The sequence below is a fragment of the Methylobacterium frigidaeris genome, from assembly GCF_022179185.1.
Taxonomy (GTDB): domain Bacteria; phylum Pseudomonadota; class Alphaproteobacteria; order Rhizobiales; family Beijerinckiaceae; genus Methylobacterium; species Methylobacterium frigidaeris.
Genome location: NZ_BPQJ01000006.1, coordinates 227,268 through 244,544, shown reverse-complemented (window position 1 = coordinate 244,544; position 17,277 = coordinate 227,268). Strand labels below are relative to the sequence as shown.

13 protein-coding genes are annotated in these 17,277 nt (G+C 72.3%); 5 read left to right on the top strand and 8 right to left on the bottom strand.

Going from position 1 to position 17,277, the window contains the following annotated elements:
- Window position 1: 1 nt before the first annotated feature.
- The 4 genes from MFF64_RS09080 (at window position 2) to bcsN (ending at window position 7,048) form a co-directional block, all read left to right on the top strand.
- Window positions 2-2,692, top strand: a complete 2,691-nt coding sequence (locus MFF64_RS09080) for a cellulose biosynthesis cyclic di-GMP-binding regulatory protein BcsB (protein WP_238190531.1) — start codon at window positions 2-4, stop codon at window positions 2,690-2,692.
- 98 nt (window positions 2,693-2,790) lie between these two features.
- Window positions 2,791-4,056 (top strand): family 8 glycosyl hydrolase, encoded by a 1,266-nt coding sequence (locus MFF64_RS09075; RefSeq protein WP_425324369.1) that lies wholly within the window; start codon window positions 2,791-2,793, stop codon window positions 4,054-4,056.
- Window positions 4,041-6,008, top strand: coding sequence for a hypothetical protein (locus tag MFF64_RS09070; protein WP_238190490.1), 1,968 nt, complete (start codon window positions 4,041-4,043; stop codon window positions 6,006-6,008). The genes MFF64_RS09075 and MFF64_RS09070 overlap by 16 nt, the downstream gene beginning before the upstream one ends.
- On the top strand, window positions 6,005-7,048 hold the full coding sequence (bcsN, locus tag MFF64_RS09065; protein ID WP_099903589.1) for a cellulose biosynthesis protein BcsN: 1,044 nt from the start codon (window positions 6,005-6,007) through the stop codon (window positions 7,046-7,048). The genes MFF64_RS09070 and bcsN overlap by 4 nt, the downstream gene beginning before the upstream one ends.
- Window positions 7,049-7,193: 145 nt before the next feature.
- Here bcsN and MFF64_RS09060 read toward each other — a convergent pair whose 3' ends face one another.
- The 5 genes from MFF64_RS09060 to MFF64_RS09040 all read right to left on the bottom strand — a co-directional run bounded on the left by MFF64_RS09060 (window position 7,194) and on the right by MFF64_RS09040 (window position 10,181).
- Window positions 7,194-7,637: a hypothetical protein gene (locus MFF64_RS09060; protein ID WP_238190488.1), complete on the bottom strand. Its 444-nt coding sequence runs from the start codon at window positions 7,635-7,637 to the stop codon at window positions 7,194-7,196.
- A gap of 28 nt (window positions 7,638-7,665) precedes the next feature.
- Complete coding sequence (locus tag MFF64_RS09055) at window positions 7,666-8,022, bottom strand: hypothetical protein (protein WP_244914057.1); 357 nt, start codon at window positions 8,020-8,022, stop codon at window positions 7,666-7,668.
- 92 nt (window positions 8,023-8,114) lie between these two features.
- Window positions 8,115-8,330 carry a hypothetical protein gene (locus MFF64_RS09050; protein ID WP_093568367.1) on the bottom strand — a complete coding sequence of 72 codons (216 nt, stop codon included), beginning with the start codon at window positions 8,328-8,330 and terminating at the stop codon, window positions 8,115-8,117.
- Between the two features lie 137 nt (window positions 8,331-8,467).
- A complete protein-coding gene (locus MFF64_RS09045) occupies window positions 8,468-9,688 on the bottom strand; it encodes an LL-diaminopimelate aminotransferase (RefSeq protein ID WP_099901297.1) in 1,221 nt (406 codons plus the stop codon).
- 100 nt (window positions 9,689-9,788) lie between these two features.
- Window positions 9,789-10,181, bottom strand: a complete 393-nt coding sequence (locus MFF64_RS09040; RefSeq protein ID WP_238190486.1) for a hypothetical protein — start codon at window positions 10,179-10,181, stop codon at window positions 9,789-9,791.
- Window positions 10,182-10,392: 211 nt separating this feature from the next.
- Here MFF64_RS09040 and MFF64_RS09035 point away from each other — a divergent pair, with 211 nt between their 5' ends.
- Entirely contained in the window at window positions 10,393-12,123 is a 1,731-nt protein-coding gene (locus MFF64_RS09035; protein ID WP_238190529.1) for a PHA/PHB synthase family protein, read from the top strand.
- Window positions 12,124-12,227: 104 nt separating this feature from the next.
- Here MFF64_RS09035 and MFF64_RS09030 read toward each other — a convergent pair whose 3' ends face one another.
- The 3 genes from MFF64_RS09030 to MFF64_RS09020 form a co-directional block, all read right to left on the bottom strand.
- Window positions 12,228-14,972, bottom strand: coding sequence for a phosphoenolpyruvate carboxylase (locus MFF64_RS09030; protein ID WP_099906373.1), 2,745 nt, complete (start codon window positions 14,970-14,972; stop codon window positions 12,228-12,230).
- Between the two features lie 166 nt (window positions 14,973-15,138).
- Entirely contained in the window at window positions 15,139-16,038 is a 900-nt protein-coding gene (gene sucD, locus MFF64_RS09025) for a succinate--CoA ligase subunit alpha (RefSeq protein ID WP_099906371.1), read from the bottom strand.
- Between the two features lie 11 nt (window positions 16,039-16,049).
- Entirely contained in the window at window positions 16,050-17,219 is a 1,170-nt protein-coding gene (locus MFF64_RS09020) for a malate--CoA ligase subunit beta (RefSeq protein ID WP_099906369.1), read from the bottom strand.
- Between the last annotated feature and the right edge of the window lie 58 nt (window positions 17,220-17,277).

The window sequence follows — 17,277 nt, the reverse complement described above, 5'->3', positions numbered from 1 at the left end:
GATGTTGCGCCGCCTGGTCAATCTCCAACGTGTGACTGGCGCCGGTCTTCGCCTCTCCCCGCGGGTGGGGAGAGAACCCGCGCCCTTCGTCGCAATCGTGGCGGTCTTCCTGATCGCCTCTTTTCTCGCCACCCCCACCCTCGCCCAGAGCTTCCTCGGCACCGGCCCGGCCGAGCGCCTGACCCTGCCGCCCGCCGGCGAGCCCCTGCGCCCCGCCCCGCCGCGGCCGCAAGGGCAAGCAGCGCAAGGGCAAGCAGCGCAAGGGCAAGCAGCGCAAGGGCAAGGGCCGCAGAGCCAAGCGCCCGAGGCCGACCCGGCCCGCCGCACCATGCCGGTCGTGGCGGTGGTCGCGGCGGCGCGGCGGTTTCCGGCCGGCACCCGCGGCTATCGCCTCGCCGGCGAGGAGGACGCGCTGCAATTCCCGGTCTACGTGACCGAGGCGCAGGCGCGCGGACCGGCGAAGCTGCGCGTCTCCTACCTCTCGGCGATCTCGGTGGCGCCGGAGGCTTCCGAATTGTCGGGCAGCGTCAACGGCACCAAGGTCGGCTGGACCCGGATCCAGGCGCCGGGTGCCGTGAAGGTGGTGGAATTTCCCATCCCCGAGGGCCTGCTCAAGGCCGGCTACAATGCGGTGGCGCTCACCGCGAGCCAGCGCCACCGGGTCGATTGCTCGACCGAGGCCACCTACGAGCTGTGGACCCAGATCGATCCGTCGCGCTCCGGCCTCGTCGTGGGGCAGGCCGCCGACCTCGACCTGAAGACCCTGGCGGCCCTGGAACCCGACGAGAGCGGTGCGCTGCCGATCGGGGTGCTGCTGAGCGAACGGCCGAGCCCGGAGCGGCTCGAGCGGATGATCGGCGCCGTGCAGGCGGTCGCCCTGATCGGGCGCCTGGCCGGGCCGGCGGTGAGCTTCGGTCCGCCGCTCTCCGGCCGCGCCGGCCTCAACCTCGTCGTGGGCACCGCCGCGGAGATCCGCGGCACGGACGGGGTGGAGGAGCTCGGTGCGATCACCGGCCCGCGGGTCGCCCTGCTGGCGCCGCGCGGGAGCCGCGCTCCGACCCTCGTCGTCACGGGTCCTTCTGCTGCGGACGTGCGCCAGGCCATCGCGACGCTGGCCTCCTCGGGCGACGGCTCCGGCACGCCGGCGGGGGCCCGGCTCGCCGAGCTGACGCGAGGCTATCCGGTCCAGGGCGGCGAGAGCCTGACCCTGGAGCAGCTCGGGGTCGCGAGCCGCGAGTTCAACGGCCGGCTCCTGCGGGTCGGCTTCACGGTGCGCTTCCCGGCCGATTTCGTCCCGGCCGATTACGGCAAGGTGATGCTGCACTTGGCCGGCGGCTACGCGGCCGGCCTGGAGTCGAGCGCCCAGATCGTCGTCGACATCAACGGCCGCAACGCCGCCAGCGTGCCGCTGCCCTACAGCCGCGGCGAGGTGTTCACCGACAGCGCGATCCCGCTGCCCTTGAGCCTGTGGCGGCCGGGACTGAACCGGGTCGAGATCAGCGCCCAGCTCCCCACCGCCGCCGACCGGACCTGCGACACCCTGGCCCCCGGTGCCAGGCGCGCCCGCTTCCTCTTCCTCGACCGCACCCGCATCGACGTTCCGGCGCTGGCCCGTGCGGTGCGCAGCCCCGACCTCGCGGCCGTCAAGGCCGGCGCCGTGCCGTTCCTGGCGCCCAATCTCCCGACATCGGCTCCTCGCCCGCGCCTGGTCCTGCCCACCCCCGACCGCGACTCGGCCTCCGCCGCCGCGACCCTGGCGGCGCGCCTCGCCATCGCGGCCGGCCGCGTGATCGACTTCGAGATCGGCAGCGACGAGCGCGAGGCGGGGGGCGGCCGCCTCGTCGTCGCCCCGGTCCGTGCCCTCACCCCCGCCGCCCTCGAGGCGGTCGGCCTCGACCCGGCGCAGGTGCGGAGCATCTGGGAGGGCCGGGCCGAGACCGTGGCCACGCCCGGGCCGTTCGGGGCCGAGGGTGTCGTCACCCTCGACCGCCTGCGCCGCAACCTGCCGATGCGCTGCGCCCTGCCGGCCCTCACGACGCCGCTGCGCACGGCCGCCACGACCCAGGCGCCGGCGCCGGCCCAAGGCCAGATCGCCGCGCAAGCCGCCCCGTCGCCGGGCCCCGCCGAGGCCCCCGCCGACAGCGAGGCGGATCTGGTCGCGCGCTGGGACGAGACGGCGCGCGGCTTCGGCGTCGTCCCGGCGGTGCTCGCCAATGCCTGGGCCGGCCTGACGCAGCGGGCGGCGGAGACCCGCGACCTCGCGCTTCGCCTCGCCGGCGGGCCGGCGCCGGAGGCGGTGCCGCTCAATCCCCGCGCCTCGCTGATCATCGCGCAAGGAAGCGGGCAAGGCACCGGCGGGTGGTTCGAGGACGGCACCGTCCTGGTGACCGCCCCGAACGCGTCGATCCTCAAGGCCTCGGTCTCCTGCCTCGTCGATCCGGTGGTGTGGACCGGCCTCGTCGGCCAAGCCGCCTTCCTGGACGCCTCGGACGGCAGCCTCAGCACCGTGCAGCCGAAACGGGTCGGCCTGATCGAGACCCAAGCGCGGGGCCTCGCGAACCTGCGGCTGGTCTCGGCCGCCTGGCTCTCCCTCAATCCGGGCGCCTACGTGGCGATGACGCTGATCATGGCGCTCTGCCTCGGGCTCGCCACGACGAGCCTGGTGCGCCAGCTCGGCCGGAGGAACCGATGAGCCGCCGGACGCTCCTCAGCAGGTTTCGCAAGAGTGGTCACCGGTCCTGCGCCAAGGACCTGCGGCACAACAGGACGCTGCGCGGACGAAGCGTTGGCTTGCCGACGCAGGTCCGCTTGGCCCTCGCCTGCGCCGCATCCCTGCTCCTGACGTCGGAGCCCGGACGGGCGCAATCGCCCCAGGCGGTGCAGGTCCCGCAAGCGCCGCAGGCCGTTCAAGCGCCGCAAGTCGTTCAAGGGCCCGACCGCGCGCAGGCTCAGGTGGCGCAAGGACAGGAGGTGACCCCCGTGCCCCCCGCCATCGCCGTGCCGAGCTTGCCCCAGGCCACCTCCCCGGGTGAGGCCGGCCGCGCCGCCGGGCTCGCGCTCGCCGGCAGCCTCGGGGACGATGCCGGCTGGCGCGCCTATCGGGCCCGCTTCGTGACCGAGAAGGGCCGGATCGTCGACACCGCCAACGGCTTCATCAGCCACAGCGAGGGCCAGGGCTACGGCATGCTGCTCGCCGTGGCGGCGGGCGACCGGGCCGCCTTCGAGCGGATCTGGGGCTGGACCCGCGCCAACCTGCTGGTGCGCTCCGACGAGTTGCTGGCCTGGCGCTGGGCGCCGGACCAGCGCCCGGCGGTCGCCGACATGAACAACGCCACCGACGGCGACATCCTGGTCGCCTGGGCGCTGACCGAGGCGGCGGAGGCCTGGGGCGAGCCGTCCTACCGCACGGCGGCGCGGCGCATCGCCGTCGAGTTCGGCCGCAAGACGATCCTGTTCCGCGCCGCCCCCGGTCCCCTGCTGCTGCCGGCGGTCGCCGGCTTCTCCGCCCGCGACCGGGCCGACGGGCCGCTGGTCAACCTGTCATACTGGGTCTTCCCGGCCTTCCAGCGCCTGAGCCTCGTCGCGCCCGAATACGACTGGGCCTCGGTGATCCGCAGCGGCATCGAGATCCTGCGCCGCTCGCGCTTCGGCCCGAGCGGGCTGCCGACCGAGTGGATCTCCGCCAAGGACGAGAGCTTGCGCCCCGCCGACGGCTTCCCGCCGCTCTTCTCCTACAACGCCATCCGCATCCCGCTCTACCTCGCCTGGGCGGGCGTCGGCCGGCCGGAGGATTACGCGCCGTTCCGGACCCTGTGGGGCGGGATCGACCGCGAGCGCCTGCCGATCGTCGATACCCGCGACGGCCGCCCGGTCGAGTGGCTGACCGAGTCGGGCTACACGGCGCTGCCGGCCCTCGTCGCCTGTGCACAGGACGGCACTCCCTTCCCGGAAGGCTTGCGCAGCGTGCAGGACGGGCAGAACTACTACCCGATGACGCTCCACCTCCTCGCCCTGGTCGCGGCCCGGATGCGCTACCCGTCATGCCTCAAGTCGTGAGACGGACCCTGCCCCTCGCGGTTACCCTCGGCCTCGCCGCCGCTGGACTCGCTCTGGCCGCCGCGCCGGCGTTTGCCCAGGCGCCCGAGACCGCCGTCCCGCGGGTCGTGTACGGCGACGGGGTGCGCGCACCCGCCATCATGGTCGACCCCGAGACCTCCCGCACCCCCGGCATGGTCGACGAGAGCGCGCTGCGCTACTACGCCTCGCAGAAGCAGACCGCCCGGATGAAGGCGGAGATCGCCCGCCTGAAGCGGCTCTATCCGGGCTGGACCGAGCCGCCGGACCTCGACAGCCTGCAGCCGAGCCCGCCCGAGGAGGCGCCGCTCTGGGACCTGTTCACCGCCGGCCGCCTGCAGGACCTGCGCGCCGCGATCAACGCGCGCCGCTCGGTGGAGCCGTCCTGGCAGCCCTCCGAGGAGCTGGGGCGCAAGCTGCGCCGGGCCGAGTTCCGCTCGAGCATCGCGGCCGTCGCGGGCAAGAACCCCGAGGAGGTCGTCGCGCTCTACCGCGCCGATCCGAGCGCCCTCGACCCCGCCGACGTCGAGAGCATCTGGACCATCGCCGACGACCTCGCGGCCACGGGGGCGAGCGAGGACGCGTTCAACCTCTACAAGTCGGTGCTGGACGGCAACGCGGATACGGGCGCGCGCCTCGCCACGATCCAGAAGGCGATGGCCCACATCAAGATGGAGCAGGCCGAGCGCCTGATCGCGATGGGGCGGCAGGACTCGTCCGGGAATTCCGAGTTCGACCCGATCCGCCTCGACATCACCCGGGCGCGGATCGCCGCCTTCCTGCACGACGAGCCGGCCCAGACCCCGACGCTGCCCGACCTCACCGCCTTCCAGGCTTATGCCCGCAAGACCGCCGAGCCGAGCCAGACCGGGCTCCTCGGCTGGTATGCCTACAAGCGGCGCCAGTTCCGCGAGGCGCTGGAATGGTTCAAGCTCGCGATCGCGCGGGGCGGCGACGCGATGGTGGCGCACGGCCTCGCCCACACCCTGCGCGAGCTCAACATGATGCGCGAGGCCGAGGAGGTGGCGTTCGCCTGGCGCGACCGCTTCGTCGGCAACGAGCTCCTGTTCATCGACCTCCTGGAGCGCAAGCTGACGCTGGCGAGCCCGCCCTATATCGAGCCGGCCCGGATCGAGCGCTACGCCCGGGTCGTCAACGCCACCGCCTCCGGCGAGGGCGCGCAGGGGCTGGCCTGGTACGCCTACAATTCCTGCCAGTTCGATGCCGCGCTCGAGTGGTTCCAGCGCGCCGTCGCCTGGATGCCGAGCGAGAGCACGGTGTTCGGCTACGCCCTGACCCTGCAGCGCCTGCGGCGCCAGCGCCCCTATCTCGAGGTGGTCAACCGCTACGACGGCCTGTTCCCGAAGGTGGTCGACCTGCTGTTCCGCGAGAGCCAGGGCGGCCCGCCGCTCCCTTGCGCGGTCCAGGGCGCGACCGCCTCCACCGGCCGGGCCGCGCCCGCCCCGGCCACGCCCCCGCGGCCCGAGCCTCAGGCCTCCTACGGCCGCGTGCCCCGGCCGGACGCCCCGGGCGCCGGAGGCCGGGCCGAGGCGGTGCCGCCGGCGGTCCAGCGCGGCGAGTTCCCCCTGGCGGTGCCCCTCGACAATCCCCTGCGCTATCCCGCTGCCGCTGCCGCCCAGAACGCGGCGCCGGGGAGTTACGCCCGCGAGCCGGCGGTGCCGGCCCCGCCCCTCGTGGCTCGTCGGGTCCCCGGCGCCGGGGCGATGCCCTACGAGCGCTACGGCTACACGCTGCTGCCGGGCTATAACGGCCTCGACAAGCCGGAGGGCCTGAGCGCGCCCCCGCCCGGAACGCTGTGGCAGGATCAGCAGGGCGAGCGCAACCGCTCCGCCTCCCCTGAGAGCGTCCGCTTCTCGGTGCCGGCCCGCACCACCTCGGAGCGCGCGGTTCCCTCCGAGAAGGGCTACCCGTGAGCGTCCGCCTCCCCACCGCGCTCCTCGCGCTGATCGCCGGAGTCGCGACCGTCGGAAGCGCCCTGGCGCAATCCGCCCCGGCCCTGCGGCTGCCGGGTGCCGGCCGGGTCGCCGCGGTGATCGAGACGCGCCACCGCGACGGCTTCGACCAGCGCATCCGCTACGAGGGCGGCGACGGGCGCAACCACGCCGAGATCGGCTTACGCAACGAGACCGGCGACCTGCTCCTCGCCTTCCCGCCGCGGCTCGCCAAGCCGAGCGAGTTCGGCATCGCGGGCGAGATCGCCGTGCGCTTCCCCGGCGAGACGATGCGGGTGCTGGCCACGCCGCGCCGCAACGCCTACGGTCCGGTCGGCATGGCGCTGGGGGCTGATTGCCTCTACGCGTGGCAGTGGTTCGAGCGGCCCCGGCGGGGGGCTCAGCTGGCGTCCCGCGACGAGGTCTTCGGCACCTCCGGCCCGTCCGCCCCGCGCCGCGCCCTGTCGCTGCGGATCCGGCTCTGCCGCACAGCGCAGGCGAGCCTCGACGACCTCGTGGCGGCGGTCCAGCGCATGACGATCGCGCTGCCGAGCGACGGCGTGGTCCAGGCGCCCGCCGCGCCTCGGCCAGTGGTTCCCCGCCGACGCCCGCCGAAGCCGGCGCCTCGCCCCGCCCCGGCCGAGCCCGCCCCCGAATCGGAGGCCCGTCCGGCGCCGCCCCCGCCGGAGCGCCCACGGTCGCAGCCGCAGGGGACACAGCCGCAGGCGGAGCCGGCCCCGAGCCGCCCGACCGTCCCGGTTCCTCCACCAGCCGAGAGCGGGCGCCGCTATCTCGCGCCCCGCGCCCCCGAGCCGCGACCGCCAGAGACTCCGCCGGCTCCCGAGGCCGCGCCCCGCAGCGGCTCCCAGCGCTACATCACCGACGGGCCCCAGCCCGCCGAGCCCCCCGGCGCCACCCCGACGCCGAGCCCGGCCCCGGGCCGCGGCGCCGGCGAGACCCTGTCGCGCGACCTGCCTCCGGAAGCCTATCGCCCACCGCCGGAGCGCGGTCCGGGGCGGTGAGGCGGGGCCGTGCAAGCATGACGCGCTGGAGTGTCCAGTATTTCCGGGGCATTTTGGGATCGCGCAGGAGATGCGTGCCGGCGCGAGCCCGTGTGGCGGAGGAGATCCGCAGCAGCCCTTCCTCAAGACCGATAAAGGTCTGATGTCAGCGCATCACCTGCCGATAGGCCCGGTGCATCTTTGCCTTGGCGTGATGGCGGTGCTTGTAGATGTGACGGGTCCGCACCGCCCGCATCCGTGGAGCGTAGCCGGGTTCGGCACCGTAGCCGGGGCCCGGTCCGTAGCCCGGCGTCTGATACTGGTAGGCGCGCACCGGCCGCATCGGAGCCTGGATCGCGTCGTAGGGGCCGTGGCCGGTCCGGGCCCGATAGGCCGCACCGGCGAAATCGCCCGGGGTCGGCGGCGTGCCGGGCTGCGAGAAGCTGGTCTCGGGCCGGTAGGCCGGCCCCCAGCCGATCTCGTCGTCGCCGGCCGGGTCCCGGCCCGGGAAGCCGGTGACGTAGCCGACGCTCTGGGCTGCGACCGGCAAAGCGGTCCCGAGGGTGGCGAGGCCGGCGAGAAGTCCCGCCGCGAGGAGGTGCGCACGCATGGACGTTTCCTTCGTTCGGGGTTGAGGATCAGTAGGCCCGGTTGCCGAGGACGTAGTCGGCCATGCGGCGCCCGCCGTTGAGCGGTCCCTCGCTCACGCTGTCGCTGTAGTAGCCGAACCCGGTCGGCCCGAAGGCCCCGCCATTGGTGACGGCGGCGACCGGCACGGCGCGAATCGCCACGAGGCCGGTTCTGCCCACCGGCAACGGGCCGGCGACGGCACCGGGCGCGACCTCGAGCACCGCGGGGCCGCTGGCCGCGGCGCGATTGTAGATGTCCGGCTCGACGACCGGCGGGCGCACCCGCACCGCGAGGGGCGCTTGCGCGAGGGCGGGGCCCGAGAGGCAGGCCAGGGCGGCGAGCGGCAGGAGGAGACGGGGGACCACGCGGGGCATCCTCTGGTGGTGGATGCCGGTTAACGCGCGGGCGGCGGCGCCCGGTTCCGGGGCGCGGCGTGGTGTCCGGTCTGGAGCGTGTGTTAGCCCTTGGTGCGGACCACGACCTCGCGCTCGCGCCGCACCCGCTCGCACTCGGCCCAGTAGCCGTTGAGGAGCGCCGGGGTCGAGGAGCAGCGATAGGCGATGTCGGGACTCGGGGCCGGAACGGGGTCGCGGGCGATGATCGGGTTCGGCGCGCAGGCGGCCGGCAAGGCGGCCGCGGCGGCGAGAACGACGAGCTTCAGCGAGCGACGCATCGGATACCCAGGGTGGAGCGAAACTTGACCATACCCTGATGCCGCGCGAGGCCCGGATCAACCCGGGGCCGGGCGCGGGGGGCAGCCGGGGACGCGATTGCGCCTCCCCTGTCGCCCCCCGGCCACAAGTCGTGAGGTCAGCCGACCTTCTGCATCGGCACGACGTTGTGCAGCGTGCGGTCGGCGTTGTCGAAGAAACGGCGGATATTGCGGGCGGCCTGGCGAATGCGCTGCTCGTTCTCGACGAGGGCGATGCGCACGTAATCGTCACCGTGCTCGCCGAAGCCGATGCCCGGCGCCACCGCCACGTCGGCCTTCTCGACGAGCAGCTTCGAGAATTCGAGGCTGCCGAGACCGCGGAAGCGCTCCGGGATCGGCACCCAGGCGAACATCGAGGCGGAGGGCACCGGGATGTCCCAGCCGGTCTTCTGGAACGCGTCGACCATCGCGTCGCGGCGGCGGCGGTAGGTGGCGCGCATCTCATGGATGCACTCCTCCGGGCCGTTCAGCGCCGCGGTGGCGGCGACCTGAATCGGCGTGAAGGCGCCGTAATCGAGGTAGGACTTCACCCGGGTCAGTGCCGCGAGCAGGCGCTCGTTGCCGACCGCGAAGCCCATCCGCCAGCCCGCCATCGAGAAGGTCTTGGACAGGGAGGTGAACTCCACCGCCACGTCGATCGCGCCCGGCACCTGCAGCACGGAGGGCGGCGGGTTGGCGTCGTCGAAATAGACCTCCGCATAGGCGAGGTCGGAGAGCAGGATCAGCTCGTGCTTCTTCGCGAAGGCGACGAGGTCGCGGTAGAAGTCGAGGGAGGCGACGTAGGCCGTCGGGTTCGACGGGTAGCAGACGACCAAAGCCACCGGCTTCGGAATCGAGTGCTGCATCGCCCGCTCGGCCGCCGGGAAGAAGGCCGGGGTCGGCTCGGCCGGGACCGAGCGGATCACGCCGCCCGCCATCAGGAAGCCGAAGGCGTGGATCGGGTAGCTGGGATTGGGCACCAGCACCACGTCGCCCGGCGCCGTGATGGCCTGCGCCATGTTGGCGAAGCCCTCCTTGGAGCCGAGCGTCGCCACCACCTGGGTGTCGGGGTTGAGCGAGACGCCGAAGCGGCGCTGGTAGTAGTTCGCCTGGGCGCGGCGCAGGCCGGCGATGCCCTTCGAGGCCGAGTAGCGATCGGTGCGCGGCTTGCCGGCGGTCTCCACCAGCTTCTCGATCACGTGGCGGGGTGCATCGAGGTCCGGATTGCCCATGCCGAGGTCGATGATGTCGGCGCCGTTGGCGCGGGCGGCGGCCTTGATCCGGTTGACCTGCTCGAAGACGTAGGGGGGCAGTCGCTTGATGCGATGAAAATCGGTCATGGCCGGGTCCTGGATCGGCGCCGCCGCTGCGACGCGCGTGTCACACACGCTGTCTAGAGGGGTTTTGGGGGAAGAGGAAGTTCGGGCGGCGGAACTTGCGTCACTCGGCCGGCGGGACTTTCGGCGGAGCCGGCGGCTTGACCGCGCCGCCGACCTTGGCGGCGTCGCGGCCCCTGGCCTCGTTGCGCTGGCGGCTGGCATCGAGCTCGGCCTCGAGCGCCTTCACCCCGGCGGCCGACTTGGCGCGAGTTTCGCGAGGCGGGGCCGAGACGCCGACCGGAAGGAAGTCGCCGCCCTCGCGGCGGGTCTCCCTCACGAAGTCGGGAGCTGCGACCTCCTTGGGGCCGAAACCGGCCGACTTGGCGGCGTCGCGGATGCCGGCCCCGTCGAGGACGCAGCCGCCCGCCGTGAGGCAAGCCGAGAGCGTCGCGAGGCAGGTCAAGAGCGTTGCGGCCCGGACGACGACGGGCGAAACAGCGGGGAACGCGGGCATGACGTTTGGGGAACCTTGCGCGAGGGCACCGTGGCGGTGAGGAAACCCGGTCCGGTCATCTGGCGGAACCGACGGTTTGGGACGATATTTTGTCGGAAAGGCGGCTTGCTGCGGCGGACCGTCGACATGAGGGAGGAGAACGCGCGTGACGTCTGAGAGGAGTACGGCGCCGGTTGCGGATGTGGAGGCCCTGTCGCGCAACGCGGGCCTGATGACCGAGCAGTTCAGCCGGGCGCTCGCCGCCTACGCCAAGCCCCTCGAGGAGGGCAAGCCGAACACGGCGCTCGCCGAGTCGGTGACCGAGGTGGTGCGCACGCTCGGCACCGTGGCCGAGAAGTGGTTCACCGATCCGCAGAAGGCGCTGGAGGCCCAGTCCCTGATCGGCGGCCAGTTCCTGGCCCTGTGGGGCTCGACGCTGCAGCGGATGCAGGGCGAGACGACGGTCACCCCCGTCGCCCTGCCCGATCCCAAGGACAAGCGCTTCGCCGCGCCCGAATGGACGACGAACCCGGTCTTCGATTTCCTGAAGCAGGGCTACCTGATCACCACCCGCTGGGCCGAGATCCTGGTCGACGAGGCCGAGGGGCTCGATCCGCATACGCGCGCCAAGGCGCAGTTCTACGTCCGGCAGATCTCCGGCGCGATGTCGCCGTCGAACTTCCTCGCCACCAATCCGGAGCTGATCCGCGAGACCTTTCGGGAGAACGGCGCCAACCTCGTGCGCGGCATGAAGATGCTGGCCGAGGACGTCGAGGCCGGCGGCGGCGAATTGCGCGTGCGCCAGACCGACCAGGGCCAGTTCCAGGTCGGCGTCAACATGGCGAGCACGCCGGGCGAGGTGGTGTTCCGCAACGACCTGATCGAGCTGATCCAGTACGCGCCGCAGACCGACACGGTGCTCAAGCGCCCGCTGCTGATCGTGCCGCCCTGGATCAACAAGTACTACATCCTCGATCTGAACAAGGACAAGAGCTACATCGGCTGGGCTGTGAGCCAGGGCCTGACGGTGTTCGTGATCTCCTGGGTCAACCCGGATGCGCGCCACGCGACCAAGGACTTCGAGAGCTACATGCGCGAGGGCATCTTCGCGGCGCTGGAGGCGATCGAGCGGGCGACCGGCGAGCGCCAGGTCTCCGCGGTGGGCTACTGCGTCGGCGGCACGTTGCTCGCCGTGAGCTTGGCCTACATGGCGGCGGTCGGCGACGACCGCATCGCCAGCGCGACCTTCCTGACCACCCAGGTCGACTTCACGCATGCCGGCGACCTGAAAGTGTTCGTCGACGAGGCGCAGATCCGCTCGATCGAGTCCGGCATGCAGAGCCGCGGCTACCTCGAAGGCGCCAAGATGGCCAACGCCTTCAACATGCTGCGGCCGAACGACCTGATCTGGCCCTACGTCGTCAACAACTACCTGAAGGGCAAGGCGCCGCTGCCCTTCGACCTGCTGTACTGGAACTCCGACGCGACCCGGATGCCGGCGGCCAACCACTCGTTCTACTTGCGCAACTGCTACCTCGACAACAAGCTGTCGCGCGGCGAGATGGTGCTCGGCAACGTGCGCCTCGATCTCGGCAAGGTGACGATCCCGGTCTTCAACCTCGCCACGCGGGAGGACCACATCGCCCCGGCCCTCTCGGTCTTCGAGGGCTGCCGCGCCTTCGGCGGCACCGTCGACTACGTGCTGGCGGGGTCGGGCCACATCGCCGGCGTGGTCAATCCGCCGGCCAAGCCGAAATACCAGTACTGGACCGGCGGTCCCGCTCACGGCACGCTCCAGGACTGGATCGCGGCCGCGACCGAGCATCCGGGCTCGTGGTGGCCCTACTGGTTCAAGTGGCTCGAATACCAGAATTCCGAGCGGGTGCCGGCGCGCCAGCCCGGCGGCGGGGTCCTGCCGTCGCTCGGCCAGGCGCCCGGGACCTACGTGCTCGAGAAGGCGTGAGACGATCGTCCGCGTGATTCGGTCTTGCAACGTTCCTGTCCCGGGCGGCCCTGCCGCCCGGGCGGCGAGACGGGGCCCCCGGTCTCATCGCGGGGTGGCCCGGTTCACCCCGTCGCCCCGAACCCGGTGGCGACGCAGTTGATCGACAGGAGCAGGGCGGATTTCAGCGTCTCGCGCTTCGCCTCGTCGGTCTCGGCCCGGAAGCGGCGCAGGAGATCCACCTGCTCGCGGCTGACCTGGTTGAGCACCGGCAGCCGTTCGTCGAGCCGGCCGCGGTAGAGCGGGAAGCGCTCGGCGAGGGTGCTTGCGCCGCTCACCGCGAGCGCCATCGCGCAGGTCAACCGGTACTCGGCCTCGATCATCGCGAAGACCGCCTCGCGCGCTTCCTCGTCCGGGCACAAGCCGGCGAAGTCGCGGGCGATGGACAGATCCACGGTGAGCAGGGTCTTCTCGACCTCGTCCATGATCAGGCGGAAGAGCGGGGACTGCTCGAACATCCGCCGCAGCAGCGCCCGGCCGCCCTCGCTCCGCACGTCGAGGAGGCTCTTCAGCCCGCTGCCGACCCCGTACCAGCCGGTGATGCCGTGCCGGTTCTGGCTCCAGGCGAAGACCCAGGGGATCGCCCGCAGGTCGGCGAGGCTGCGGGCGCCGAAGCGTCGGGCCGGGCGCGAGCCGATATTGAGGAGCGCGATCTCGTCGAGCGGGCTCGCGGCGCCGAAATAGGTCACGAGGTCCGGATGGGTGAGGAGCTGCACGTAAGCTGCCCGCGAGGCACCCGACAACGCCTCCATCGCGTCGTCGAATTCCGGGTTCGCCGCCAGGCTCCCGGGGGCCGCCCCGTCGAGGGCATGGGCCAGCACCGCGGAGGCCAGGAGTTCCATCTGGTAGGCGGCGGTGCCGCGGTTGGCATACTTGAACGAGACCACCTCGCCCTGCTCGGTGGTGCGGAACCGGCCCCGGATCGAGCCCGGCGGCTGGGCGGCGATGGCCCGGGCGGTGGGGGCGCCGCCCCGGCTCACCGAGCCGCCGCGGCCGTGGAAGAAGGCGATGCCGATCCCCGCCTGCTCGCCGACCTGGGTCAGCAGCCGCTGCGCCTTCGCCAGCTCCCAGTTCGAGGCGACGAAGCCGCCATCCTTGTTCGAATCCGAGTAGCCGATCATCACCTCCTGCACCCCGCCCTGCTGGCGGGCGGAGCGGCGCACGACCGGGACCTTGAGCAGCGCCCGCATGATCGCGGGCGCCGCGCGCAGGTCGTCGATGGTCTCGAACAAAGGCACGATCGGCAGCGGACAGACCTCGATTCCGGCCGCGTCGAGGAAGACGCCGGCGGTCTTGGCCAGCAGGTAGACGCCCAGGATGTCGGGCACCGAATGGGTCATCGACAGGACGAAGGCGCCGAAGGCCTCGCGGTCGAGGCTGCCGCGCATCTCCGCCACCAGCCGGAAGGTGGCCAGCGTCTCCCGCGCCTCCTCGTCCAGGCTGGAGAGGTCGGGCAAGCCGTCGAGGGGGCGCCCCAGCTCGGCTTCGAGCCATTCGGTCCAGGCCGGGGCATCGACGTCCGGCGGCTCGCCGTCATGGGTGCGGCGCCACAGCGCCTGGAGCGCCCGCGTCGTGCGGGTGGTGTTCTCGCGGATATCGAGCCGCACGGTCGAGAAGCGGAAGATCTCGACCATCCGGCGCACCGGCCGCACCCGGTTGGCGGCGAGCGACGGGCAGCCCGCTGCGGAGAGGCCCTCCTCGAGCGCGCGCAGGTCGGCGATCAGCGCGTCGGCATCGGCGTAGCCGGGGCCCGCAGGCGCGCTTCCGGAATTCTCCAGCCCGGCGACCGTCGCGTCGAGGCGCCGGCTCAGGCAGGTCAGGAACTGCCGGTAGGGCTCGCCCGGGTTGCGCCGGGCGATCGCCTCCCCGTCCGGCTGGAGCGCGAGCGCGCCGGCGAGCGCGCTCGCGAACGCCTCGGGCACCGGCAGGGCGCGGGCGCTGATCGACAGGGTGCGGGCGAGCCCGGCCACGCCGTCGCGGTAGCGCCGGAGGCTCGCCAGCGCGTTGCGCCGCAGGGTGCGCCGCGTGACCTCGGCGGTGACGAAGGGGTTGCCGTCCCGGTCGCCGCCGATCCAGGAGCCGAACTGGAAGAAGGCCGGCACCTCGAACCGGGCGCCCGGATAGGCGCTCGCCAGCGCCTCCTCCAGCGAGTTCAAGGTCTCGGGCAGCATCTCGAACAAGGTCTCGTCGAAGAAGTGCAGCCCCCAGGCCACCTCCCGGTCGACGGTCGGCTTCTCGAGATGCAATTCGCCGGTCATCCAGACCAGCTCGATCTCGTCGCGCAGGTCGTCCATCAGGGCGTGGCGCTCGCGCTCGGTCCAGCGCGGCATCTCCAGCTCCTTCAGGATCAGGTAGATGCGCCGGAATTTTTCCAGCACCGTGACCCGCTTGGCCTCGGTCGGGTGTGCCGTCAGGGTCGGGCGCACGCGTAAGGACGTCAGCAGCTCGTGCACGGTCTCGGCCGGCACGCCCTGCGCGGCGGCCCGGGCCAGGACGGCGCTGAACGAGTTCTTCAGCCGATCGCGCCCGGCATTGCGCTCGACGTGGCGCCGCCGGCGCATGGCGGTGTTCTGCTCGGCGATGGCTATCAGCTGGAACCAGATGCCCTGGACCTGCAACGCCCGCGCGGTCAGTTCCGGCGAGAGCCCGGCGATGTCCGCCTGCCCGCGCAAGGTCGCCTCCAGCTCCGGCTGGTGACGCCGGCAGACATCCACCAGCGAGCGGAACAGCACGTCGAGGGCGACGCGGTCCTCGGTGCCGGTGATCAGCGGCGGGACGAAGGCGGTGTCGGGGACGGGAGTGTGGATCATCAGGGGGCTCCCCGTGGGGATCGAGGGAGGGCAGCAAGGTGTCTTCCCCCTCCCCCTTGAGGGGAGGGGTTAGGGGTGGGGGTGGTGCAGGAGGCACCGCTGTGGTCTACCCGGCATCACCCCCCACCTCCGGCTCCTCCCTACAAGGGGGAGGAGAGATGGCTCTTCACGCCGCCTTGCGGCGCTCCGCCATCACCTGCGCCATGGTGGTGCCGAACGCGCCGGGGCTCGGGGCCACGGTGAGGCCGAAGGAGCGCATGATCTCTGCCTTCTCCCCGGCGCTGTCGCCGGCCGCCGAGATGATCGCGCCGGCATGGCCCATCTTGCGGCCCTTCGGGGCGGTGAGCCCGGCGACGAAGCCGACCACCGGCTTTCGCATGTTCGCTCGAATCCAGGCCGCGGCCTCGGCCTCCTGCGGGCCGCCGATCTCGCCGATCATCAGCACCGCCGCAGTGTCCGGATCCTCCTCGAACAGGGCGAGGTGATCGAGGAAGGACGAGCCGTTGATCGGGTCGCCGCCGATCCCGACCGAGGTCGAGATGCCGAGGCCCACCGCCTTCATCTGCGCGGCGGCCTCGTAGCCGAGGGTGCCGGAGCGGGAGATCACCCCGATATTGCCCTTCAGGTAGATGTGGCCCGGCATGATGCCGAGCATCGCCTTGCCGGGGGAGATGATGCCGGCGCAGTTCGGCCCCACCACCATCGGCCGGCGCTCCTTCGGGTAGCGCCGCAGGTAGCGCTTGACCCGCATCATGTCCTGGGCGGGGATGCCGTCGGTGATCGAGCAGATCAGCCGGATGCCGGCATCCGCCGCCTCCATGATGGCGTCGGCCGCGAAGGGCGGGGCCACGAAGGTGATGCTGGCCTCGGCGCCGGTGTCCTGCACCGCCTGGCGCACCGTGTCGAAGACCGGCACGCCGTGCTCGGTGCGCCCGCCCTTGCCCGGGGTGACGCCGGCCACGACCCGCGAGCCGTACTCCACCATCTCGCGGGTGTGGAAGCTGCCCTTGTCCCCGGTGATGCCCTGGACCAGGATCCGGGTCGTCTCGTCGATCAGGATGCTCATCGGGCCTCTCCTCAGTTCTTGGTGCGGATGGCGGCGACGGCCTTCTCGGCGGCCTCCGTCAGGGTATCGGCGGTGATGAGGTCGAGGCCGCTCTTCTCCAGGATCGCCTTGCCGGCCTCGACGTTGGTGCCGGCGAGCCGGACCACCAGCGGCACGCCGATCTTCACCTCGCGGGCGGCCTGGACGACGCCCTCGGCGATCCAGTCGCAGCGGTTGATGCCCGCGAAGATGTTGACCAGGATCGCCCGCACGTTCGGGTCGGAGAGGACGAGGCGGAAGGCGGTGGCGACCCGCTGCGGCGAGGCGCCGCCGCCGACATCGAGGAAGTTCGCCGGCTCGCCGCCGGCATGCTTGATCATGTCCATGGTCGCCATGGCGAGCCCGGCGCCGTTGACGATGCAGCCGATCTCGCCGTCGAGGCCAATGTAGTTCAGGTTGTGCTCGGCGGCCTGGGCCTCGCGCGGGTCGCTCTGCGAGGGGTCGTGCATGTCCGCGATGGCGCGGCGCCGGAACAGCGCGTTGTCGTCGAACGACATCTTGGCGTCGAGCGCCAGCACCCGGTCGTCCCGCGTCACGACGAGCGGGTTGATCTCCAGCATGACGGCGTCGCAATCGCGAAAGGCCCGGTAGGCGCTCATGATCGTCTTCACGGCGGCGCCGACCTGCTTGATGTTCAGGCCGAGCCGGAAGGCGAGTTCCCGCGCCTCGAAGGGCTGCAGGCCGACCGCCGGCTCCACCACCACCTGGAGCAGCGCCTCCGGATCGGTCGCGGCGATCTCCTCGATGTCCATGCCGCCGGCCTTGGAAGCCACGACCCGCACCCGCTCCACCTTCCGGTCGAGGACGATGCCGAGATAGAGCTCGCGCTCGAACGGGTCGGCGGTCTCGATATAGACCCGCTGCACCGGCTTGCCCTCGGGGCCCGTCTGGTGCGTGACGAGGCGCCGTCCGAGCAGGTCGGTCGCGGCGTCCCGCACCTCGTGGGTGGTGCGGCAGAGCCGGATGCCGCCGGCCTTGCCGCGGGCGCCGGCATGGATCTGCGCCTTCACCGCCCAGTGCCCGCCGCCGAGTTCCGTGGCGGCGTAGACCGCCTGGTCCGGGCTGAAGGCCACGGCGCCCTTCGGGATCGGCACGCCGAAGCTCGCGAGCAGCTCCTTGGCCTGGTACTCGTGCACGTCCATGGCGTCCTCCTGGATGTTGGGCAAAGGCTTCCCGTTCCGGGCGCGAGGGGATTCCTCG